Annotated in this window: 20 protein-coding genes and 1 pseudogene; 11 read left to right on the top strand and 10 right to left on the bottom strand. The window is 38.1% G+C overall.

Annotated elements, in window-relative coordinates:
* Nucleotides 1–69 precede the first annotated feature (69 nt).
* The 5 genes and pseudogenes from RV00_RS05405 to RV00_RS05425 form a co-directional block, all read right to left on the bottom strand.
* Nucleotides 70–1,581 (bottom strand): AcpB/EbpR/MafR family transcriptional regulator, encoded by a 1,512-nt coding sequence (locus tag RV00_RS05405; RefSeq protein WP_071861598.1) that lies wholly within the window; start codon nucleotides 1,579–1,581, stop codon nucleotides 70–72.
* 768 nt (nucleotides 1,582–2,349) lie between these two features.
* Nucleotides 2,350–3,186, bottom strand: a pseudogene (locus RV00_RS16800) (class C sortase); the annotation flags it as partial.
* 358 nt (nucleotides 3,187–3,544) lie between these two features.
* Nucleotides 3,545–5,095: a pilin N-terminal domain-containing protein gene (locus RV00_RS16085; RefSeq protein WP_084133238.1), complete on the bottom strand. Its 1,551-nt coding sequence runs from the start codon at nucleotides 5,093–5,095 to the stop codon at nucleotides 3,545–3,547.
* Nucleotides 5,092–6,654, bottom strand: coding sequence for a pilin N-terminal domain-containing protein (locus RV00_RS05420; RefSeq protein WP_071861600.1), 1,563 nt, complete (start codon nucleotides 6,652–6,654; stop codon nucleotides 5,092–5,094). The genes RV00_RS16085 and RV00_RS05420 overlap by 4 nt, the downstream gene beginning before the upstream one ends.
* A complete protein-coding gene (locus tag RV00_RS05425) occupies nucleotides 6,655–9,165 on the bottom strand; it encodes a lectin-like domain-containing protein (protein WP_071861601.1) in 2,511 nt (836 codons plus the stop codon).
* A gap of 436 nt (nucleotides 9,166–9,601) precedes the next feature.
* On the opposite strand from RV00_RS05425, the gene RV00_RS05430 reads away from it, so the two are divergent.
* The 6 genes from RV00_RS05430 (at nucleotide 9,602) to RV00_RS05455 (ending at nucleotide 13,403) form a co-directional block, all read left to right on the top strand.
* Complete coding sequence (locus tag RV00_RS05430) at nucleotides 9,602–10,054, top strand: DUF2188 domain-containing protein (protein ID WP_071861602.1); 453 nt, start codon at nucleotides 9,602–9,604, stop codon at nucleotides 10,052–10,054.
* 532 nt (nucleotides 10,055–10,586) lie between these two features.
* Nucleotides 10,587–11,360 carry a hypothetical protein gene (locus RV00_RS05435; RefSeq protein WP_071861603.1) on the top strand — a complete coding sequence of 258 codons (774 nt, stop codon included), beginning with the start codon at nucleotides 10,587–10,589 and terminating at the stop codon, nucleotides 11,358–11,360.
* Nucleotides 11,361–11,628: 268 nt separating this feature from the next.
* Nucleotides 11,629–11,835: a hypothetical protein gene (locus RV00_RS05440; protein ID WP_071861604.1), complete on the top strand. Its 207-nt coding sequence runs from the start codon at nucleotides 11,629–11,631 to the stop codon at nucleotides 11,833–11,835.
* 123 nt (nucleotides 11,836–11,958) lie between these two features.
* Nucleotides 11,959–12,171 carry a DUF2922 domain-containing protein gene (locus tag RV00_RS05445; RefSeq protein WP_071861605.1) on the top strand — a complete coding sequence of 71 codons (213 nt, stop codon included), beginning with the start codon at nucleotides 11,959–11,961 and terminating at the stop codon, nucleotides 12,169–12,171.
* Nucleotides 12,172–12,502: 331 nt separating this feature from the next.
* Nucleotides 12,503–12,886 (top strand): hypothetical protein, encoded by a 384-nt coding sequence (locus tag RV00_RS05450; RefSeq protein WP_071861606.1) that lies wholly within the window; start codon nucleotides 12,503–12,505, stop codon nucleotides 12,884–12,886.
* 19 nt (nucleotides 12,887–12,905) lie between these two features.
* Complete coding sequence (locus RV00_RS05455; protein ID WP_071861607.1) at nucleotides 12,906–13,403, top strand: DUF2922 domain-containing protein; 498 nt, start codon at nucleotides 12,906–12,908, stop codon at nucleotides 13,401–13,403.
* Between the two features lie 212 nt (nucleotides 13,404–13,615).
* Here the strand turns inward: RV00_RS05455 and RV00_RS05460 are convergent, their stop codons facing one another.
* Together RV00_RS05460 and RV00_RS16650 are read right to left on the bottom strand one after the other, a co-directional pair.
* The gene (locus tag RV00_RS05460; protein WP_084133239.1) at nucleotides 13,616–14,044 is read right to left on the bottom strand and encodes a hypothetical protein; all 429 of its coding nucleotides are present in this window, start codon (nucleotides 14,042–14,044) and stop codon (nucleotides 13,616–13,618) included.
* Nucleotides 14,045–14,194: 150 nt separating this feature from the next.
* A complete protein-coding gene (locus RV00_RS16650; RefSeq protein WP_338070740.1) occupies nucleotides 14,195–14,380 on the bottom strand; it encodes a hypothetical protein in 186 nt (61 codons plus the stop codon).
* Nucleotides 14,381–14,790: 410 nt separating this feature from the next.
* Here RV00_RS16650 and RV00_RS05470 point away from each other — a divergent pair, with 410 nt between their 5' ends.
* The 5 genes from RV00_RS05470 to RV00_RS05490 all read left to right on the top strand — a co-directional run bounded on the left by RV00_RS05470 (nucleotide 14,791) and on the right by RV00_RS05490 (nucleotide 19,013).
* Nucleotides 14,791–15,363, top strand: coding sequence for a Dps family protein (locus RV00_RS05470; protein ID WP_071861608.1), 573 nt, complete (start codon nucleotides 14,791–14,793; stop codon nucleotides 15,361–15,363).
* 184 nt (nucleotides 15,364–15,547) lie between these two features.
* On the top strand, nucleotides 15,548–16,255 hold the full coding sequence (locus RV00_RS05475; protein ID WP_143141771.1) for a Crp/Fnr family transcriptional regulator: 708 nt from the start codon (nucleotides 15,548–15,550) through the stop codon (nucleotides 16,253–16,255).
* A gap of 23 nt (nucleotides 16,256–16,278) precedes the next feature.
* On the top strand, nucleotides 16,279–16,572 hold the full coding sequence (locus RV00_RS05480; RefSeq protein WP_338070739.1) for a prolipoprotein diacylglyceryl transferase family protein: 294 nt from the start codon (nucleotides 16,279–16,281) through the stop codon (nucleotides 16,570–16,572).
* A 146-nt stretch (nucleotides 16,573–16,718) separates the two neighbouring features.
* On the top strand, nucleotides 16,719–16,952 hold the full coding sequence (locus tag RV00_RS05485; protein WP_022797162.1) for a heavy-metal-associated domain-containing protein: 234 nt from the start codon (nucleotides 16,719–16,721) through the stop codon (nucleotides 16,950–16,952).
* 198 nt (nucleotides 16,953–17,150) lie between these two features.
* The gene (locus RV00_RS05490) at nucleotides 17,151–19,013 is read left to right on the top strand and encodes a heavy metal translocating P-type ATPase (protein WP_071861610.1); all 1,863 of its coding nucleotides are present in this window, start codon (nucleotides 17,151–17,153) and stop codon (nucleotides 19,011–19,013) included.
* Nucleotides 19,014–19,908: 895 nt separating this feature from the next.
* Here the strand turns inward: RV00_RS05490 and RV00_RS05495 are convergent.
* The 3 genes from RV00_RS05495 to RV00_RS05505 are packed head-to-tail and all read right to left on the bottom strand — an operon-like array spanning nucleotide 19,909 to nucleotide 23,377.
* On the bottom strand, nucleotides 19,909–21,018 hold the full coding sequence (locus tag RV00_RS05495) for an ABC transporter ATP-binding protein (protein ID WP_071861611.1): 1,110 nt from the start codon (nucleotides 21,016–21,018) through the stop codon (nucleotides 19,909–19,911).
* Nucleotides 21,019–21,042: 24 nt separating this feature from the next.
* Nucleotides 21,043–21,912 (bottom strand): ROK family protein, encoded by an 870-nt coding sequence (locus RV00_RS05500; protein ID WP_071861612.1) that lies wholly within the window; start codon nucleotides 21,910–21,912, stop codon nucleotides 21,043–21,045.
* A gap of 7 nt (nucleotides 21,913–21,919) precedes the next feature.
* The gene (locus tag RV00_RS05505; protein WP_071861613.1) at nucleotides 21,920–23,377 is read right to left on the bottom strand and encodes a glycoside hydrolase family 32 protein; all 1,458 of its coding nucleotides are present in this window, start codon (nucleotides 23,375–23,377) and stop codon (nucleotides 21,920–21,922) included.
* Nucleotides 23,378–23,379 lie beyond the last annotated feature (2 nt).

Here is a 23,379-nt window from a genome sequence, read left to right on the forward strand (position 1 = left end):
ATAACTCGTTGTCGAGTTCTTTTTATTACATGCTTCAGATAGAATATATAAAACGGTGAGTTTCTAAAATTAATCTGGAAATAACCCCGAATTACTACTATCAACTGCCAAACTGATGATTTTTTTTATATTAAAACTCGGCTCTGAGAGAGAAATATAAAAAACTTTTTCATTTCTTTTTTCAAAGTTAAGTATTTCAGAATTAGTAACAATTAGATCATACTCTTCCCCTTCCTGCCATTTGGCTGCAGAAATGTAAGAATACTTATTTAGTTCCGTCAAATAATAATCCATTGTTGCTCTGACCACGCCTGGGTTGCCTTCAAAGAATAATCCTACATCAAATTTTTTCTTTTTCTGTTTGATTAAGATGCTGTAATTAATGCCAAAGTTAACGAGCAATTCTTTATTGTTTCCATTTTTATATTCAATTCCTTTGAATTGATTGGATAAAGTCTTTCTCAATTCTTCAAAAAAATTTACGGCTTGTGGACACAAATCACTTTTATAATCTCCTGAATAAGTATCATGTTCTTTACTAATGTTCCCTGCAAAAATAAGCTGCTTCCAAAGAACCTTTGAAAGATTATACCGTGTACTTTTTATTAGATCCGCATCACTATGATTGCCACTATGTCTAAGGAAAAAATCAATCACTTCTTCGCTATAATTATTACTATTACGTTCGATTTTTACAATCTCCTCGTAAAGTAGTGAATGAGTGGAAGAGACATAGTGCCCCATCAGGAAGAAAAGTAAAAATACCTGCTCATTTTTATGATTTAACCAATGATACCGAGTATAATTTCTCTTTACTATATCATTCAACTCATCAATCACTGCCGAATTAGCTAATTGCTGAATAAACAGATTTCTATTCTTTAATGCGTAAGTTCGATTGGCAAAGCCCTCCTCTAAAGCTACCTTTTGATTTTCTTTACGCTCGTAGCGTTTAGCGGTAATATAAAAATATAATCCTAGCTCATAGTAGCTTGAATGACCTAAGTCTACTTGAAAGCTCTTAGCAAAATCCTCAATGAATCGAGGAGAAAGGTATTCTTGTGCAATCGGGTCAATGATCTCTTTTTCGTAAGTTTTAGAAAACAATGACGCATAGAAGTACCGAATTTGCATTTCTGAACCTTTTAATCGATTATCAGTGACTTTAAGATTAAATTCAGTAAGTAACGTGTTTAACTCTTTCAGTTCAGAATAATATGTATGTCTACTAATTTGATACATATCGCAAAAATAATTGACATTGATCGTCGTTTTTTTGAAAATCTCTCGAATAATCTGATATTTTCGCGAATCTCCTAATAGATAAATGAATAAATCCCTCAAGTTATTTTCCAATGACATTTCGAGAATATAATAGTCATTTTCTACAACTAGTTTGTATCCCTCTAAAGCACAAAAAATACTATTAATATCTTTTACTAATTTAATTAGCGTCGGTCGTGTAAGAGATAGCTCTTGGGTGATCTCTTTTTTAGACAAACGATAACCATTTTGTCTCAAGCTTACAATAAATTGGATAATTTTTTGATCCCACTTATTTAACAATTCTCTTACGTACATTTTTTTCACTTCCTATCAACAGTCGAAATCCAGCATTTTATGTAAGGAGTAGAATAAATCACTATTCACACTTATTTTCTTTTTATATTTATGTCAAAAAGCAATAGGTCAACACGTTTTACCAGAAAATAACGTTTATATTTTATTTATTTGTATCTCAAGATGCATATCTCTTACTCTTATACCATTCAGCACTACTATAAGAGTAATTTTAAACTATTTTCTTCCTAAAAACTTATTTTTTTGCGTATTTTTTTTAAAAAATGCAATTAAAAACGCACTTTATACTAAAACTTAAAAAAATCATTTATATTCCGTAAAATTTGCAAACGTATAAACAACATATATCTATTCAATACTCATTTTACATACAAAAAAAGACGAGCCCATTTCTATTAGGCCCGTCTTTTTTATTGTAGGTTTCAATTAATACTTTTCCCGCTACTTATAATTCTTTTCGTTGAATTGAAATAGGTTACTGTTTTGATCTATCACTGAAAACTTGGAGCACTTCAATGGAGTCAAATAGAATTGTTCATCGTTAATTTTCTTGATCAAAGCCTTGATCTCGTTACCGCCTTCGGTCTTCAGTCGATAACGACCACCCTTCACCGCTTCTAATTCGACTGTTCCTGACTCGTCACTGATACCAGTCAATGGCTTCCCATCACGATATACTTCGTGACGACCATTCCGGGAATACAACGTAAATGATTGATTAATGATTGGCTGATGATCTTCGTCAACAATTGTCAGCCGCAGTAAATAACGCCGATTCGCAATCCGAACAGCTTTGAGCCAACGATAAAAACCATATAGCAACAGCAAGACTAATAAAAAGGCCCCGCCGAGAATTCCAATTAATTTCAGCCAACGATCGCGATTGCCTTGATTCAATTCTTTATCATCCTTAGATGGAACGTAAGGAACACGATGCCCGCGGACTAACAACCGATGACTATTAATCATATAAGGCGTACAAGTCAACAAAGTGACTAAATCTTTCCCCTGCTCAATATGTAGATAATCGGTATCGGTAGGTTCGACTACTTTAATCTGATCCACCTGATAGGCGTGAACCTGTTTATTGATATGGATGTAAAATTTATTTCCCATTTTTAACTCAGGTAAATCAGTAAACAGCTTCGCCTCCGGCAATCCGCGGTGTCCTGAGATTACCGCGTGGGTATTCGCCCCGCCAGTTGGATAAGACGTACCTTCAAGTAACGACGTGCCCTTCGATAAAAATAGATCATTCGTTTGATCGAAAATCGGCAGCTTGATCTTCAGCTTCGGAATATCAATCACTCCGATCGTGTGCTGCTCAAAATAATCTTGCGTCGGTTTTTCAGGAACCTTTTTCTTTTTGATCTTGTCAGACCACGGATCAGCGCCAGGATTATTGCCCTTAGCGGCTAGTTCTTGATTCTTTTTCTCCATCGCCGCCTGCGCTTGTTTCATCGTAGCTTCATTTTCTGTGTTGGCTTTGTGCTGATAATAATTGATCATTTGTTGATCAAGAATGTTATTCAGACTATCGCTGACGAAGGGGTAGAGTAATGCGCCAAATCCAATCAATAAAAGAAGCATCATGAACAAGTCCATGAAGATTCTTCGTTTATTACGTTTTTGCTTTTTCACTAAACGTTCCTTTCCGCTATATCTTGCTATGTATAAAGATAGAGCTGGGACATTAATTTGTCTCAGCTCCTATTCACGTATAAACGGTGTACCAGAAGTAGCTTCTTCGGAAATAAGCCGAAATTTCACAAAAATTTGAGGAGCACCAAGTAGGAACACTCAACATCAACGCTAGAAGCGTTGTGTTTCCTAGTCATTTTCGGGAATCCCTTCTTATTACTGTGAGACACTGCGATTGCTTCAGCAGAGCTGATGTGAAACAGTACCTACTCGGTTCTGGAAGCTAAACACTTCTGTCCCAACCTCATCTGATCAATTTATTTTATGCTTCAAATTGTTTTCTACCGCGAGTAAAGTAGATACCTGCGATGATCAAGGCAATAATTCCTACCGCGATGAATAAATAAATTCCTTTTCCACCCGTAGAAGGCAGCGCACCTTTATGGACATTAGGGATTCCATCGTTTACTGTTGCGACGATTCCAGCAGTAGAAACAGCGATTTTTGTAAATGCTGAGTCACCTTGTGGCAATGCGTAACCGTCGGGTGCAGTTGTTTCTTGTACATAATAATTTCCCAATTTTAAATTTGATAGGCTATAACTGCCATCCGTAGACGTCAAGTCGACTTCTTTCCAGCTAGTTGGATCGGTTAGTTCACTCTTCCAAGCGTAAGCATATTCACCAGTCGCAGGATTTTCTTTTTGATATAAATAATCAGGAGACGTTGAATTATCCTTCGCTACTTTGAAAGTCGCACCGCTTAATTTTTCTTTCGTATTAGCGTCGACCTTATCGAATTTCAAGCTGCCTAGCGCCCGGTTTTCTACAACTATCGTATTAGTTGCTGGGTCATGCTTATTATCGGTGAACCCTTCCGGATTTCCTAAAGTACTAGAATCCTCAATCACGTAACTTTTATCCAATTTTCCATTTGCGATAGTAAATTGGATAGCTTGCGAATCTGTTGTTTGAACATAATTATTCGGTGCTTTGACTTCTTTTAACGTATAAGATCCATCTAATAATCCGTAAAAATCAATTGAACCATTAGTAACTATTACATTCTTGTTATTAGCTTTATCACCAAATTGTGCCACATTGGTAGACATATCTTTGTCAGCTGTTGCTCCAGCTTTTGACCAATCACCATTCTCTTGCCCATTTTTATTTCCGGTATAAAATTGACCAGTTGAATTTTGTAAAGTGAACTCTGCACCATCAATTAAAGCTGTTGCATTATCTGTTCCCACTTTATTGATCGTGATTTTACGATCGATTACTTTATTTTTAGGATAAAGATGAATATCAGTATTTACGTCGTCAGTATACTTGATGTTATTGCCGTCCATGACTGGCTTTTGATTACCATCTAGTTCAGGCTTGTAAGCGGGTAGCACTAAAACCATCGTTGATTTTCCAACGGGAGTCGGATCAGCACCAGGCTCCTCACTTTCTACAAATAGATAAACCGCATCTTTCCCGTTTGATTTTGCGGGTAAAGAAAATTTTGCAGCACCTTGTCCCTCAGTAATCGCAGTTGCTTGACTGGTCAAATTCTTAGTATCTAGTTTTTCTAAATCCGCGATTGCATCCGTTCGGGATTCAGAAGAACCAGTGATTTTCGCATAATAACTGTCTGTTACGTCATAAACATTAAAGGTGATCCCATTTAATGGTGTCCCGGTAAAACGGCCATCCTCAATCCCGGAGTTAGGAATTGCTGTTTGATCTTGATTAAATTTTTGTTTATGAAGTGTGACATTGACAGTGTTATCCACAGCATCAACTGTCGTTTGTCTGCTTAATCCAAAGGTAACTACGAGTCCTGCTAATGCTAGTATTCCCATTATAATATTGCTGAACTTTTTCATTTTTCTATCTCCTCGTCCTGTTTCTCTTCTCTTTTTCTTCTACGCCATAGGATCAAAAGCATCCATAAAATAATCAGCCCACCAAACCAGATCAGTACCATATTGAACTGATCATTCGTTTGAGGGAAGCGGAGAATACCAGAAGGTTGTGTTTTGCTTATTGCTTTTTTCTTTGTCGTTTGAGCATTTCCGTTAGTAGGATGATGTAACTTTCCTAAAATAGTATTAATCAAGCCTTTTTTTGGGGGCGGTGATTCTATTCGTTTATTCACCACTCGTAATACATCTTCATTGGTAGAAAAACTTTTTGATGTAACAGTAAAAGGGATCAATTCGTCACCTTTTTCGTATCCATCAGGCGCTTTGATTTCTTTTAATCGATACGTTCCGTAAGATAGACCAGCGATTTGAAAGGCACCGTTCTTATCGGAAATCACCTTAACAATCTCTGAATCACTGGCCGAACTCGTCCATCTATAGCCATTCGCAGTTTCTTTTAAATACTGCTTCTGTTCATTCAAAACATTGAATTCGGCCTTAGATAATCCTTTGGAAAACTCCTTTAGATCGACCTTACGAAATTTTTTCCCACCAGTTTTGACCATAACTTGCTTTGTGATTGTTTCATGATCAGTAATCAACTTAGCGGTATTTAGAAACGCTTGATCAATTTTTTTTCGACTATTGATTGCCATGGAATAAGCTATCGTTAATGTTTTCATCGAATACTTTTCAAAATCAGCGATATTTTTGATTGAAAGCTCATAGCCATGTTCGCCAAGCTTGATCGTAAATAAATGAGACACATCTTGACCATCAATGGTGATTTTAAAACTAGCTTGATTTAAACTTAAAGCTGCATCCGCCTGATCAACTATTTTAAATGTTTTATAGTCTAACATATCAGCTGGCAGCTTCACTGAATCTTGATAGGAAATAGCTTCCCCATAATCATAGCTGCCCTTTCCATCAAGAATGGTCTTCGTAAAATCTGGTGTCTGATGTACCTTCTCTTCTGACTTAGGATATAGATGAATCGTATTTAAAACTTTTCCATTATCAAAAATTGGTAAGACGGCCACCAAATTGCGGCTCTTAGTTTGACTATTTTCCGAGTCACCGCGCTCATAGAATAAGTAAACTGCATCACGTCCGTTGGACTTGGTATTTAAAGAAAATTCGGCTGATCCTGCTTGACCTGCGATAGTTTTCGTAGTTGTTTCCGCAATACTCTGACCTCTAGGCCCTTCATCCGCTAATGTTCTCTGTGCATCTTCTGCCGATACGCCAGTTGCTCGCAGTTCATAAAAGGCATTCGTTTGATCGTAAACATCAAAGATGACGCCATTTAAGCCACGGTATTCTTTTAAAAGCGACGCGTGAGCATCGGTTTCTTCACCAGTATTTTCACTGTCGGCTGGCAGCCTACCATTGGGAAAAACGATCTTATGGATCACAAAATGGACTTGGTGTGCCTCTGTAGCTCTCACCGTTGATGTTGCACTATTCAATAGTGGCAATATACCAAGAATAAGCAACCATCGAACTATTCTTTTCATTTACGCCACCTCCTTGCGAGTACGGCGAAAAATTAAGTAAATGGTTGAGCTTGTTAATGCCATGAAGCCAAGTAGATAATATCTCCAGGTTCCTTGACCACCAGTCGCTGGCAAAGGAACTTTCGCTTGTTCAGCGATTGAGAAGTCAACCTGATTATTGGCAGTTCCGTCAGTCAACGTTGTTTTTAGATTAAGTGTGTTAGGTACTGTCACGTTCCCATTCTGATCGATCGTAATAATAATCGGCTCCTTCAAAGCCAGATAATCTTTATTTTCGTTTGCTGTTTCCGTTAATGTATAAGTGCCTACTGACAGATTAGCAAAGGATAGCTTACCATCATTATTAGTATCATTCCCTGTAGTATTCGTTTGAATCTTATTCCCTTTGGCATCCTTCAGTTCAAATGCAACGTTCGCTATGGGTAGTTTATTATTATCCGCATCTACAGTCGTCAATGTCACATCAAAGGATTTCAACTGATTAGAGACGGTCATGCTATTAGAATTATTTGCCGCTGTAGGACTGACAACAATTGGATAGTTGTTCTGATCATCCGATAATTGCCTGTAGCCCGCAGGCGGTTTAACTTCTTTAAAGAAGTATTCGCCAGCATTCAAACCGTCTACATTAATCTGACCCTTGGCATCTGTCACTAAGTCGATTTTCCCAGCAATCGTCGACCCATCTTTTTTCCTCAAATCAAAATGAGCCCCGGCAAGATGTTTGCCATTGTCATTCTGCTTTGTTAAGGTCGCTGTCCCTGAAAATTTCTTATAATAGTAAGTAACTGTTAGCGGCTGGTCAGAAAAAATACCATTATCATTTGTTGGACTGATTTTTGCTGGATCTGTGACTGAATCATATGGATCAGCCGTGTATTGTGATGAAGTTGTAGTAGTCGTCTTTGTATAAACATAACCTCGATCTAATAAAGTCTGATTGGTTTGCCAATTAACCAACGGAATTTTAGCAGATTCCAACGTGCCTGAAAATTGTTCTCCAGTCGTTAACTCTTTTCCGGTATCCTGATCAACGTACTTTGTATTGATGACTCCTTGGGGATTGAATTGAAAGCTGTTTAACTGAAACTGTTGCAAATTTTTTGAACCACCCGTTGAGGCACTTACAACAAGAGAAAGGGCCTCTTTTGCATCAATGACTCTTTTCCAAGTAAATTTATTGTCAAAAACAACGGTTAGAGTTTTGGTCGAACCACTATATGAGACTTTAAAAGGATAAAACTTTCCGTTCATATAAGAACTGCCTATACTTTTTGCGCTGCTTGCATCTGGCTCTGCCCACCAACGACTGTACAGCTTCCCATCCTTTCCAAGAATTCGCTTTTGAGAGGTCGTAACAAAAACTCCATAAGGATAGGTAACCTTAGCAACATCAGCTGCCCAGCCAAATTGGTCCGCTGCATTCGTTGCATTAGGATTTGGTGCTGCTTCGTCATTTTTATATGTATCTAGCTTAAAACCGATCGCATTTTCCAAACCACCTATCCCTAGATTTCCGCCAGCTACACCTATTGTGTTCGTATTACCTGTATGGAAACCAAATGAAATCCCATCGGCTCCATTTGAATCCGATCCAAGATTCACAGCTCCATCCATAATAAAATCACCATTCAAGTCAATTTTATTTTTTAATGTTAGATTCCCAACTTGATTGTTACGGTTTGGTGTTAAAGTAATGATCCCACTACTTTGATTAAATGTAGCACTCCCCAAAAGATTGAAGTAGCGGAGAAAATTATCTTTCGTAACTGTAATTCCTGTACTAGCAACAGCAGCACTTCGCGTAATTTCTTGTGCTTTACCAGTTGCTGCAAACCTTTTTTCGGCCGCTTTCTTTTCAGCAGCTAATGTTTGATCATCTGCTTCACCTAAATCAACTTTATCTTTCGTTGAACTTGTTGTTGATTCGGTTGAAGTTTTAGACCCATTACTTGTGTCAGAAGATGTTGTTTCTAATACGGGCGCAGAGCTTTGTTCAGACTCATCGATCTTTAAATCGATAGGCTGAGTGTCTGCCAATAAATTTGTCGATTCACCCTGCAAATTTTTTTCAATAATACTAGGAAATACGGTGACTTCCGACAGTCTTTTTGTTTCAAAGGTCAATTCATTATGTCGAGCTTTATTTGAAAAACTTGATTCAACTAATTGTTGGGTCTGAGAATCAATGTCATAACTTTCCTCTCCAGCATTGATCTTCACATTTGTTATTGTCACTGGCTGCCCATTACTTTTCAGGGATAATTGGAGCTGATTCTCTTTCTCAGTTTCTTGCTGCTCAACCTCAATCTTCCACATGATCTGGTCTGCTTTGACTTCATATGAAAGCTGAGCTTTCCCCCGCTGTGTATCGAATAAATTGATTTCATGATTCTGCTGAGTGGTTGCTTCTGCCTTTGCTGTTTCACCGTCAAGCCAGTAACTAAGCATTGGCAACAATAAAACTAAAAGAAGAAACATAGTCCCTATCAATCTTTTTTTCTTATTCATAGATAACCTCCAAAAAGTGGTCAGTCTCTGTATTGGGTTTTAATCCGACGAAAGTGACGAATATCACAAATCGATCTAGACCGCTAAAACTAACTAAATTAACTTACACTAACTAGTTCATAGTTCATTTCTTTTGTATAAAAAATTTATTTTTAACAACTTTTAAATTATAATAAGTAAAAATAGACATTTTAAGCAAATCATTTATGCGTCATTATTTTTAATTATGTAATATTTTCATAAAAAACCTTTTTTGGCTGAGCTACTACCTTTTTACAATAGTTATTTATTGATAAACTGACTAAAAATCACGATAAAAATAATTTTTCAATAAAATACTCAAACTGATGTATTAGAAAGATAAGGCAAATCAATTTAAAATTCACTCTTTCCATAGTAAGCTAAAGCTATCACCGATTAGAAGGAGGAACAATTTATGCCTTGGAACGTCAATGATTATCCCATTTCAATGAAAAATTTAGACCCCTTGATTCGCAAGAAAGCAATCGATATCGGTAATGCCTTATTGAACGACGGCTACCCCGATGACCGAGCGATACCAATTGCCACTAGCCAAGCAGAAAAATGGTACAAAGATGCTTCAGATAGTGAAAAGAAAGAGTTCCAACAAGCCAAAGCACCGCAGAAAACGGATTCCCATACCCGCAATAAAAACGCGAAAAAGTTAATGAATGCTGATGTAGAAGTTAAATATAAAGAAGATCAATGGCAAGTGATTTCAGAAGGCGCCAACCAAGCCAGCGATTTATTTGATACAAAAGAAAAGGCCCTCGAACGCGCTAAGGAAATCGCAAAAAATAAAGAAGCCTCCGTAAAAATCTATAAACAAGACGGACAGCTTCAACAAACATTTGATTATTCAGAGTAAATAAAAAACGGCGGTCTCCTTTTAGAGATCGTCGTTTTTAGCATTAACTATTTTTTAAGCTGTTTTAATTCCCAATGTTTCTCCTTGATGCTGAATTCCCCCTTGTCACTCAAAACATAAAGTACTAATTAAATAATAAAAATAAGTAGTTTTTTATACGAGCAAAAATAAAATGATGTGTTTTTCCAACTTCCTACCTCAGCTGCTTTTTTTATAAAAAGTCCCACTTATAAGACAAAAAAATATTATCTAGTCTTTTTCTATTCCTTCAACGCAACTATAAAAATAACTGGATTTTAAAAATGCATCTTACACTGTATCTATCCCATCTATCTCATAAGATGCTCTAAATCAAGAGGTACAAACTGGGCTACCAGAAAATAAACATTTGATAAAATTAGCTTCATTCTAGCAAATCATACTTTTCCTTTCTTTCATCTTGATATAAATATCTTTTTTCCTTCTTGCAATACGCTATATTAAATGTATCTTATATTCTTACTAATTTAACGACGAAGGGCGGAATGGAAAAATGAGTGTTACTGAGCAAACTTGTACAAATCAAAACCACTGTACCACGTATCTAAGTTGTCACGACTGGACCAATGGCTGGCAAGATATTTTACGAAACTCCTCTTTGTATATTCCTCAAAAAGACCGGCAACCTTCTTCTGCGATTCCCATCCCTGGACGGAATGAAACCTTAATTTCACTGACTGACAAAACTTATATCGCCAAAAATAAATCTCTGACTGTCTTAAAAGGTAATTCCGAAGAAACAGGTTTTCTTGACTATGGCTGCTCTTCACGCAGTCTAAAGCAATTAGGCTGTTTTGGAACATATAAATTCCCATTAGTAAGTCTATCTTGTGCTCTTTTTCCACTTGAGTCCCCAGATCATTCTATCTGGCTTAATCCGCTAGATATTGTAGAAGTGTCTGAACAAGCGGGGTTCAGCTATATTACAATGGCTCACGGACCTGGTATTGTCACTTCACTTAGAAAACGTAGTATTCAAAAAAATGCTGAGAATGCCCTGCTGGTTTTGGCGGTCCATCGTAAAGATCATTCTTGGAATACTAGTGATTTAAGCGTTCCGATGGATTATTTATCCTTATCCCCGAGTCCTTTTACTCACGCCATCGCCAAACGCCCTTTGTTAAGACGTTTCCCGATTCCCGAACAAACATTAAGCAAAACGCTATCAAAAGAACGAATGATTGCTCATTTCTTAAAATTAGACAGATATATTGCATTTGATCAATTGAATTATCAAACGTTAGCTGAAATGTTAACTGATTTTTAGCCGTAGCTAAAGGACGATTAACGAGTTTCTGATTCCTCAGAAATTGGTCAATCGTCCTTTTTAAATAAAAAAGTAAAATTTCCTTAACCCCTCAATTTTGCACCTTTTCCATTCTAAAATTTGTACAAATACTTTTTATAGCGGGATTCTCTTCATTTTATTCTTGCAAAATTGAGGGGTATTCTGCAAAATTCGCTAGTTGTGCAGCTATCATACTTTCCGTTATTCTTTATTCACCGGCCGGGAAAACGAATTTGGAGGAAAAACGATGAAACAAAAAATGGGAAACAAATTGCAAGTACAGATCGAACCAGCAAATGGAGAGAAGCTGCAAAATGTCAATTTTCAAAACGTCATCGATGCACCTGAAGAAGACGCGATTCTTGAACTTGGCGAAATTATGACCGCACTTGCAATCGAAGGCAGTTCACTAAAGGGTGTGGTCCTAACAACCCAAACACGTTATACAAAATAGCGGGAAAGCTCCATGAACTAGCCAACTGTGCTGGCTCCCCAAAAAGAAAAATAGTAGAAGGTCACGTCATCACTTGGGAGCCTCGAAAGTTGGCTAGGTATTAGAAAATTAAGGAGGAAATATATGCTGAAACTAGTAGCGATTTTTAAAAATAGTGGCGGAAAAAGCCATACCTGGAGCTTTAACAATCCGGATACCAACAACACACCTGCACAAATTAAGGGCCTGTTGGAACGGATCGGCGCATTGAACTTGTTCCACTCAGAAGGGTTCGATCTATTTGATACCGTTGAAAGTGCCAAGTTTGTCGAAACAATTGAGACAGAGATTTTTTAATGATCAATTACAAAAGGGCGGCGACCACTGCCGTCCTTTTCTAAAAAAAAAGAGGGAGGAAACTAGCGAATGATGAAACTGATCGTCGATTTCAAAACCAGTGATGGCAAAGCTCATCGCTGGCAGTACAGACAGCCACAAACGACTCTTAAAAAGACAGAATTAATTCAACTTTTTGAACGTCTTAAGCTGTTGCAGCTTTTTCAAATAGATCTTTTGTCTATTGAACATGCTAGCTATCAAGAAGTTTTGGAAACACCGCTTTTTACTCCGCACCATACGCATGGCTTCGCTTCTGTCCAATCTTTTTTAAATCGAGGAGGAACCATTCATGAACGAACAACCTTTTACCCATCAACAGCTGTTTGGCTTGAAAAAATCAACGCTGGAAAAACGTATCGTCACGTACTACAACAACTCCGGCGACAGCGATGCCACCATTCAATATCTGATGACGCTCCTGATCCGAAAGCGCTTAGGTGATGAAGAATTTGACCTATTTCTTTCCGATCTGGTCCACCATTTATTTATGGAACGAAAAGTAACCAAAACAGTAAAAAAATTCTTCTTTTACTTTAAAGAGTATTTTCATTCAAAAGAATGGAAATACTTATTAATTCGGTATTTCCCCATCCGTCAATACGCTGAAAAAATAATCAAATCGTTAAAAAAACGCACTGATAAACAGCAGCCTCTGCCATTAAATACGACTTGAACAAAAAAAGGAGTTTACTATGAAGAAGCACACGCGAAAATTAGTAGCAACCTACAAATCTAGCGATGGCAAACACTCTCGCTTTACTTACAAAAATCCAACGACCGACAAGTCTTCTGAAGAGATCAAAGAAATGCTGGAACTATTAACTCTCTTAGATATCTTTGAACGAGACGGTGTCAATCCATTTGAAGAAGTCATCTCTGCAAAATACGTCGAAACGATTGAAACACCAATTTTTGATATCTCCGAAGAGGAACAATCGGAAACCGGCGATGAGAATTTTCCTAATAAAGAACCTGGACTGGAAGAATCAACACCTGAAATACCTGCTATTCCAGAAAAGCCTGACACTCCAAACAGTTCTTGTCTCAGTCTATTCAACAAATTCTCAGAGGTTTTAAACCCGGTACACCTTCTTACTTTTAAATATCCAGCAAATTCTTCCACAAAGGTAATGACAGGGACACGCTTATTACACTCCATCAGAAATAAATTTCATGAAAGATCTCCGTGAAATAGTATTTTTTAGCTCTACTATATAAATCCAATTAAACAGAAACATATACTATGATTATTTGCTTAATCTTGCTCGCTACCTACAATATTCCCTATTTAAACAAAAATGACGTATTCGCTCAAACTGTCTGATATTCTCCACCGTAGGTTAGTCGTTAGAAAAACCCTTATTTTAATTTTAATGTGGTTCATAAGGGAAAACATTCGGTATTATTTATGTCGGTTATTTCCTTTATGCGGCGGAAGTTCTTTGAAATCGTTCAGTTCAAATACAAATGCTTTATGCTCTGGAATTACTCTTCCTTTAACTTGATATCTCATTTCAGTTTTCCAAGCATTTTCCATCAGTGTTCTAAGCGTAGTTTTGACGGCCATAGAATGAAGCTTCACATTTCCTTTTTGTAAAGACTCGGATTTTGAGAACGGAATAGATTTGGCAGTCGTGGACTTACACGCTTGTATGGCAAATACTTTATTTTCACGATCTAGTAGTGGTTTAATGTGACTTGGAAAACCTAATAAATCAGCTATGGATTTATCAAAAGTAAGAGAGTTCTTATTTACTGTTAAAATATTATTACCAATATTTTCAACGTTGATCACTTCAAAGGTGTAGTTTTCAAAAGACACTTTAGTCATACGAATCAAGACCCTTCTTTAAATATTTTTTCTATTTGTTGCCACGTCCATTTAGAATCAATAACAATGAAATTCTTGAATATACCCGACTTAATTGTAGAAATATAATAATCTGGCTTTTTTATGTTAGAGTCCTTAGATGCCCGCCAGTTAGGAATGTATACCGTCTTTTAGTGTATCACGCATATTAATTAGCCCCTTTTTTAACTGTTCTTTAAAATCAGTGATAAATTGTTTGATTTCTTTTTTGTCTTTATCTGTCAAAGACTCTTTTTCACTTTTAGGGTATACATCTAAAAAGGCACACATATTTCCTAACGCAATGAAATAAATGATCCGATAAGAACCGCTTTTGCCTTTTTTTTTGAAGACTCTGGACTAAATCTTAACTTTATTGCGCCACCCGTTTTTTGAATCATATCTCCTAAATATACTGCAAGGCAAGACATTTGGTAATTGAAGAATACCAGGCAAAAAAATAGCAGTCAGGTCTCTTGACAAAGCATAGTTGCTATTCTTTTTTTAGGCCCTACTTTAATGAAATTTTTGTTTGGAGGGAACGACTTCATTCCTTTGATTATTTCAGTTGAATTTAATAGAGAAGCCTGGCGTCTATAAAGAAATGCTTTTCTTGATGCGCGTCAATTTTTTTGAGGTAGGGGGCCTTTATACTAAATTCAGTAAAGGAAAAGGAGGAATCAAAGGAAGCTATTTTAAACAAACCAAAATTATAGGAGGAATAGATCATGACTAAAATTAAAACGTCTCAAGAAAGAACACCCCAAGAAAGATTGCAGGAAGAACAAGAACACAAGGAACATGTCCATCATACAAAAATTAATGCAGCGGCCATTTCGGATCATCTTTTAGGGAACATGCATACTTTACATGTGAAATTGCACCAATATCACTGGTATGTAAATGGCGCTAATTTCTTCACCCTGCATGAAAAATTTGAAGAATTGTATAATCAAAACGAAGAATGGTTCGACAAACTAGCAGAACGCTTGATTACTTCCGGTCATAAACCGGCTTCAACCACCGCTGAATTTGAAAAATATTCCATGCTTTCAGAAGATGCCATCAATAAATATGCTAAAGCAGAAGACATGGTTGAAAATATTATCGAAGATTTCAGAAGTACCCGTGAATTAACGATTCGTGTTATTCGTTTAGTACAAGATGAGGGTGACGATGCTTTAGAAGATACACTGATTGCTTTTAAAAATGACTTAGATAAAAACATTTGGATGTTGCAAGCGTTCATTGGCAAAGAGGCATTGGAAGATGACGATGCGTTTGATGAGGATGAAGATTAGGTTTTTCGTAAACATACATTTAGAAATTAAATATTTTGGGGTTGGGACTCTTTCCAGCTCCTATTTTTTTTGCCGTTAAAAAAACTTTTCTTGATGAGTGTCAATTTTTTTGAGCTAGGGGCCTTTATACTAAATATAGGAAAGTTAAAAAAAGGACAGTAAACTGATAAAGGGGAAGAACGAATTGACTCAATACACCCAACCACATGCAGCAGGAGACCACTCAGCTTGTATCCGCTTAGTCCCGATATTCAATCATTTGGAGGAAAGCTCGATGGATCGCATCGCTGGAAAAGCTAACACGAAGAACTATCAAAAAGGGGAGTTTCTGTTTCGCTCGCAAGAAAAAGATGATGCCTTGTATATTGTGAATCGCGGAAAAGTCCGCATCTATCGCTTGTCTGATTCTGGCAAAGAGCAACTAGTGCGTATTTTGAATCCGGGTGACTTTACGGGAGAATGGACGTTGTTCAATCCTGATGCTGTGCACGAGGAATACGCAGAAGCTACTCGAGATACGTCTGTCTGCATGATTCAACAACAGGATGTACAAGAGTTTCTAAAAGAGTATCCTGCAATTTCGTTAAAGCTGCTAGGAGAGATGTCGCAGCGGTTAGAAAGATCCGCACGTCAAACCGCACAAGTAGCCGTGGAGAGTGTCATTACCCGTTTAGTTTTGTTTTTGGCAGAAAATGTGGAACCTGAAATGGGCAACTCTCCCACCATCACCCTGCCGATGGCAAAAAAGGACATTGCTTCCTATTTAGGAACGACACCTGAGACCATCAGTCGCAAATTTGGAGAATTGGAGAACGAGGGATTGATTCAACAGCTGTCTGGGAAAAGAATCAAGATTCAGGATTTAGATGATTTATTGCTTTACAGCGAATAATCGGACACACTTTTTTCTACACGGTGGTGTTCTGTCGCTCTTCATTAACAATGGGACAGAACTCAGTGCTTTTGCGTCAAGAAGAAGTCGCTTTGAGTTACGTTTTGTGGTACTCAGTGGGTCGGTTCTTCATTGAAGGTATGCGAACGAACAGTTTATGGATTGGCGAGTGGATCCGCGTTTCGCAAGCCTTGTCTCTGGCCCTGTTTATTGGCGCGATTGTAGTATGGTTTATACGCAGACAAGATTATCCACCAATTTCTTATTATTCTAATGGCAATAAGGGGCAGAAAAAGACTATTAAGATGGTGAATTGAGCAAAAAGATAAAAAGAAGTGCCGAACTTGATATGCGTCAATTTTCGTTTGCTAAAAGTGAGCTATATTACAGTTGTAAAGAGGAAAAGGCAGTGTTCATTAATCTGCTGCCGATAAAATAAAAACACATAAAGGAGATAGGAATTATGGAAAAAGCTATATTGCAATTAGAAACGTTGTCTTGTCCAAGTTGTATGCAAAAAATTGAAGGTGCCGTGAAATCAGTTAACGGTGTTGATAAAGACAGCATTAAAGTATTATTCAACTCCAGCAAAGTCAAAACCAATTTTGATTCAGCTGTCACTTCGATTGAAGAGATTCAAAAAGCTATCGAAAACGTAGGCTATCCGGTCCTTAAAGCAAAAGTCAAGGCCGCTTAACAGATTAAATGAACTAGGCAATTCTGGAAGAAAAGCTATTTTTTCAGGATTGCTTTTTTTTGTTGTAATCCGATTCGAGGTGCTTAGAAACGATAAAAGAGAACTTTCTAAACTTGATGTCAGTCAATTAATTACTTAGGTAATTATCTTATATTGTGTTTATCAATAAGAGAGAAATTAAATTTGGAGGGAAAAAGCATGCAACAATATATATTAAGCAAGAAAAATGTTATCACCGTCATCAGTGGATTGTTAATCGTACTCGGTTTCTTCAGTCACTTTGTTTTAGAAAACGTAGGACTTTCAGAGTGGTCTTTGATCATCGCCTCTGTCTTTGGGATTATGCCAATTGCCATTCAAGCGTTTCAAGCAATGAAAGTCAAAGTCATCAGTATTGATGTCTTAGTCAGTATTGCAGCGATTGGTGCGCTTTTTATTCAAAATTATGAAGAATCGGCTATTGTCACGTTCTTATTCTTATTCGGACACTACTTGGAACAACGAACATTGAACCAAACGCGATCTGCTATCAAAGAATTGACTGAAATGGCACCCGAAAGCGCCTTGAAACAAATGGATAATGGCGAATTTGAAGAAGTAGAAGTGGATGATATAGATGAAGGGGATATCTTACTCGTTAAAACGGGTGCGAAAGTTCCAGTAGATGGCATAGTCCTTACGGGTGAAGGGCATATCAATGAGGCTAGCATTACAGGTGAAGCTGTTCCGGTCAACAAGCAAGCTGATGCAGAAGTTTTTGCAGGAACCATTTTAGAAAACGGAACGATTCAAATCAGAGCTGACCGAGTTGGTGAGGACACCACATTTGGAAAAATTATTGAACTCGTGGAAGAAGCACAAGATTCTAAATCCGAAGCGGAACGGTTCATTGATCGCTTTTCTAAATACTACACACCAGCTGTCTTGGTTCTGGCAATTGTTGTATGGGCGTTCAGTCAAAATATTGAGTTAGCAATCACCATCTTGGTTCTAGGTTGCCCAGGCGCATTAGTTATCGGAGTGCCTGTCTCAAACGTTGCTGGTATTGGGAATGGTGCTCGTAACGGTGTTCTTTTAAAAGGGAGTGAAGTCATTCAAGACTTCAGCAATGTGGATACAATTGTATTTGATAAGACAGGTACTTTAACTGTCGGAAACCCAACCGTTGCAGCGACTGAACTGTATGAAAAAGATTCTGCTGAAACGCTTGGCTATCTGGCCAGTGTGGAACGGGAATCAGATCATCCATTAGCAAAAGCGGTCTTAAATCAAATTGGAGAAACAAACTTTTATCCTGTTGAAGAAACTGAAGTCGTGAAAGGCGGCGGAATCGTTTCAAGTGTAGCTGGACATAGAGTGGCTGTTGGGAATGTTGCCTTGATGGAAAAAGAAAATGTCACTCTCAGCAAAAAAGTGCAAAAAGATGTCAAACGGTTTGAACAACAAGGGAACTCTCTCGTTTTGACAGCGGTCGACGGTGAATTAAAAGTACTGATGGGCATTCGCGATCAAGTCCGTCCGGGTGTGAAAGCTAATTTGCAGGAATTAAAAGACTTGGGCGTGAAAAATCTAGTTGTTCTTTCAGGAGATAACCAAGGAACCGTTGATGTGGTCGCCGGCGAACTTGGTTTGACCGAAGCTCACGGCCACATGTTGCCGGAAGACAAATCGGCTTATATCGGAAAACTTCAACAACGTGGTCAAATTGTAGCCTTTGTTGGAGATGGCGTTAACGATAGTCCGTCCTTAGCTTTAGCAGACATTGGAATCGCAATGGGAAGCGGAACGGACGTAGCAATTGAAACATCCGATGTCGTTTTAATGAACTCGAACTTCAGCAACTTGCCTCACGCATTAGGATTAGTAAAAGCCACCGCAAATAATATGAAACAAAATATCGTGATTTCAGTTGGAGTAGTGTTGGTCTTGTTGACCAGCGTCTTCTTCAGCGAATGGATGAATATGTCTATCGGAATGTTGGTTCATGAAGGTAGTATCTTGGTGGTAATTTTCAATGGCATGAGATTAATGAAGTATAAGTTGAAAGGTCGAAAAGAATAAAAAGAAGTATCAGCACCTGCAGAGAAAGTAAAAATATCTTAAGAATAAATTAGAAGAGGTTGAGACAATAGTCCATCCTTGAAATGACAAAAGCGGAAACTCAGATTTTTAAATCTGGGATTTTCCGCTTTTTGAGTTCTTGAAAAAAAAAAATAAAAGTATAGAGTATGCTCTTTATAAAATGGGTATTCGGACGGGGGGGGGGNTTTCTCTATTTTTTGGTATACACCAAAGGACGAAAAAAATTAATGCAATTCGTTTAATACACAGTTTTTTCTCGTCTTATCCACGTATAAACACAGTATTTTCTCGTCATTTAATCGCTGTATCCCTTGATATCATTGGGTTTATTTTTATCCAAAAGGTATAAAAAATAAAGTATTTACGATATATATATAAGGTTCATTATTTCACTAAAAAATTTAATATACGATACGTAAATTTATCGTGATTTCTCAATATACAAAGTGTCTTCCTTGACGACAAATCTGAAATTTGTCATTGTAGTTTATCATCATTAACGACAAAATATTAAAGTTGTCGTTATTTAAAAGGAGATTTCTTATTTATTGCTGCATATAACGACAAAAGTTGGCGTTAATGACGATTTTTTTATTTTCTTTCGTCATTTACATTCTAATGACGAAAGAAATTGGCATTCAAAACGAATATATTTATATTTTTCGTCTTAACAAAGGGAATGACGAAAAATAATGGTGGTATTAACGAATTTTTACATATATTTTCGTCCTTATTGGGTTAAATGACGAAAATATTTGGTGACATAAAGCAAGATTTATAGCTACTGCTTGTTGAAAGTATTTGTTTCACTCTGATTAGGGATAGCGTAAAATATTTTGTGTAAATGAATAGAAAAAACTCAGCCATTTCTTGATTAAGGTAGCTTGATGACTATCTCAGTTTCTTTATCAAAGAAATTTCCTTTATTCAGATCAAAAGCCAAATCGACAGAAGTTCCCGGTTCATGGAAGTTTCTCGCATCCACTTTTGCGACAAACTCAGTGTCACCGATGACGGAATAAAGCATCGTTTCTGCCCCTAACAGCTCTGAAACGACTACCTGAGCACGGACTGTTGATTGAGGGGCGGTATCAAGAGCGATCTGTTCACCATGGATGTCTTCTGGTCGAATCCCAAATATGACTTCTTTTCCTTCATAGCCTTTTTCTTTTAATACTTTATTCTTCCCTTCAGGTATCCTCAGTTTTAATCCATGATGATTCGTCAATATCCCATCTTTCAATGTTACTTGAAAGAAATTCATTGCTGGCGAACCAATAAATCCTGCTACGAAAACATTCACGGGCGTGTTATAGACTTCCTGTGGCGAACCGACTTGCTGGATTACGCCGTCTTTCATGATAACGATCCGATCGGCCATGGTCATTGCTTCGGTCTGGTCATGGGTCACATAGATCGTCGTCGTCTCTAACCGTTGATGCAGTTTTGCAATCTCGGCACGCATCGAAACTCTCAACTTAGCATCCAAATTTGATAATGGTTCATCCATCAAAAAGACTCGTGCATCACGGACAATAGCTCTTCCAAGAGCAACACGCTGTCTCTGCCCACCAGATAACGCTGCTGGTTTTCGATACAAATAATCTGAAAGCCCTAATATTTCAGCAGCATTCTCGACTCGTTTTGCGATTTCGCTTTTATCGTACTTACGAAGCTTTAAGCCAAACGCCATGTTATCAAACACTGTCATATGCGGATACAATGCATAATTCTGAAAAACCATGGCGATGTCTCGGTCTTTAGGAGCTACATCATTCATCCGCTGACCATCAATCGTAAAATCTCCCTCCGAGATATCTTCTAACCCGGCAATCATTCGTAAGGTCGTAGATTTCCCGCAGCCTGATGGACCAACAAACACAATAAATTCTTTATCTTTGATCTCTAAATCAAAATCAGTCACCGAATACTTTTCTGCATTGTCGTATTTCTTATGAATATGTTTTAAACTTAGTTCTGTCATATGTGTTCACCCATTTCTTTTCTATTAAGAATGCAGCTGCTGCTCTTTTGCTAATGCTAGACACCCGTACGTTCCCGCGTTATCTCCTAATTTCGGAAGAACAAGGTATTGATCGAGTTCTGGCACATCCACGTAATCCTTCAATAGTCCTTTGAAAGCTACCTTCATTTTCTCTAACACTTGGCGCTGCTTCATGACACCTCCACCAAAAATGATGACATCAGGCGAAAGCATCAGTGTTGTGTTGTAGGCACACTGCGCAAGATAATAGGCTTCCAGTTCCCATTGCGCATCTTCTTCACTCAAGTCTTGCCCCTTTTTCCCAGCTCTCTTTTCAATCGTCGGTCCAGAAGCCATACCTTCTAAACAATTTTTGTGGAATGGACAATTTCCTTCATACGTGTCCGTTGGATGTCGGTTCACCAGCATATGCCCCATTTCTGGATGACTGAAGCCTTCGACAAAGCGTCCGTATTGCAGTGCACCACCCCCGATGCCGGTTCCGATTGTATAATAAACGATGCTCGATCGTCCCTTTCCATTCCCAAAAACAGATTCTCCATAGGCAGCCGCGTTCACGTCAGTGGTCCAGGCAACCGGTATAGTAAAAGCCTTCTTCACCGTTCCTACAAAGTCAAACTGCTGCCATTCCAATTTTGGTGTAGAAGTGATGTAGCCATAAGTTGGCGATTCATGCTGAATATCAATGGGACCGAATGAACCGATGCCTATTCCCTTCAGTAATTCTTTATATGGCGAAAAAAATTCAAGTACAAGTTTCATGGTTTCTTCAGGCGTCGTAGTGGGAAAACTGTCCCGCTTCACGATCTCTAAGTCATCCGTTGCTACCGCACAGACAAATTTCGTCCCTCCTGCTTCGATACTTCCAAACATCTTTCATCTACCCTTTCAAAGATCTCTTAATCAATTGTTTTTCATTCAGTTCTGTCACTACCACCTGTTTGAGCCGTGCTTTTTCGCTGCAGCTGAAGGAAAATTCGCGAGCGAGCGTGCCTTTGAAAAAGCTATTCACGCTTAGCACCGTTCCTTCGTCTTCATCAAAGACTTCTATAGCATATAAATCTAGCAGAATCTTGAGAGTCTTACTTTTGCTGGAAAGCGGCATCGTGATATCCTTTCTCCCTAAGGGATTCCCCTCAGAATGGTAACTTAGATGCTCCTCAATGGTGAACACGTCTATCTGTCCTGTTCTTTTATCCTTGAACACCAATGTTATCGGTATTTTTCCTGCTTCCAGCGATAATTCTATAAGCGTAGGTTTTTGAATCGTCGAAACTAACTTTTGATATCCATCGGTTTGTGTATCATAAATGACCGTCTCTGCCGCTTTCAATTGCGAAATTTTCTCTGGTAATAAAGCGTGTAGCCGATCGCCTTTTCGTTTCAGTTTTCTTGGTATACTCATCGCACCACACCAGCTATTTTCTGTTAATTCACCGAAGCCGTTCCACTCATCCATCCATTCCCAACCGTTTTGCCAGCCTATAATATACCGTTCGCCCTCTGGTGTTAGAAAGGTCTGAGGCGCATAAAAATCAACGCCATAATCAAGAATGCCTCTCTTTTCTACTTGGAATCGCCCCTTATCGTAATCCATGCGCCCAATCAGATAACTTGAATACTCATTTTTTATTCCTACTGGTGAAAAGGTCAATACGTCTTTGCCATCCAATTCGTAAAAATCTGGACATTCCAGCATCCAAGCATTGGGTTCTTCAAAGGCGACATCCATCAGTGTCCACTCTAAAAGATTTTCTGATCGGTACAGAATCAATTTTCCAACGTGGTCCTGACTAACGCCGACAAGCATGTAAAAGGTGTGATCTTTTTGCCACACTTTAGGATCTCTAAAATGAGGATTCTCCTTTCCGAGAGAATCGTTTTGAATGATGGGGTTGTTTTCGTATTTTGAAAAATGCCGGCCATCTTGGCTCATCGCGACGCATTGCTTTTGTATTAGTTGCCCTGCTGTATTTTTCGCGACGGCTGTATAGAATAGATAAAGCGTGCCTTCATGTTCTATTGCTGTTCCCGAAAAGCACCCGCCTTCTGGGCTATCTTCGTATACCTCAGAAGGTGCCAAGGCAATCTGCAGCTCCTGCCAAGTGATTAGATCGTGGCTTACCGCGTGTCCCCAATACATTTGATGCCATTTTGTTTGGTATGGGTGGTATTGATAAAACAGATGATATTCCCCTTTGAAGAAGATCAGTCCGTTTGGATCATTCATCCACCCTAATGACGGTGTAAAGTGGAGAATAGGCTGGTGAGAGGTTTTAGCTGCTAAAGCTCTATGCGTTTCAATATATTGATTGGCTTCATTTGCTTTGTTCTTCATGA

The organism is Enterococcus devriesei, assembly GCF_001885905.1.
GTDB lineage: Bacteria > Bacillota > Bacilli > Lactobacillales > Enterococcaceae > Enterococcus_A > Enterococcus_A devriesei.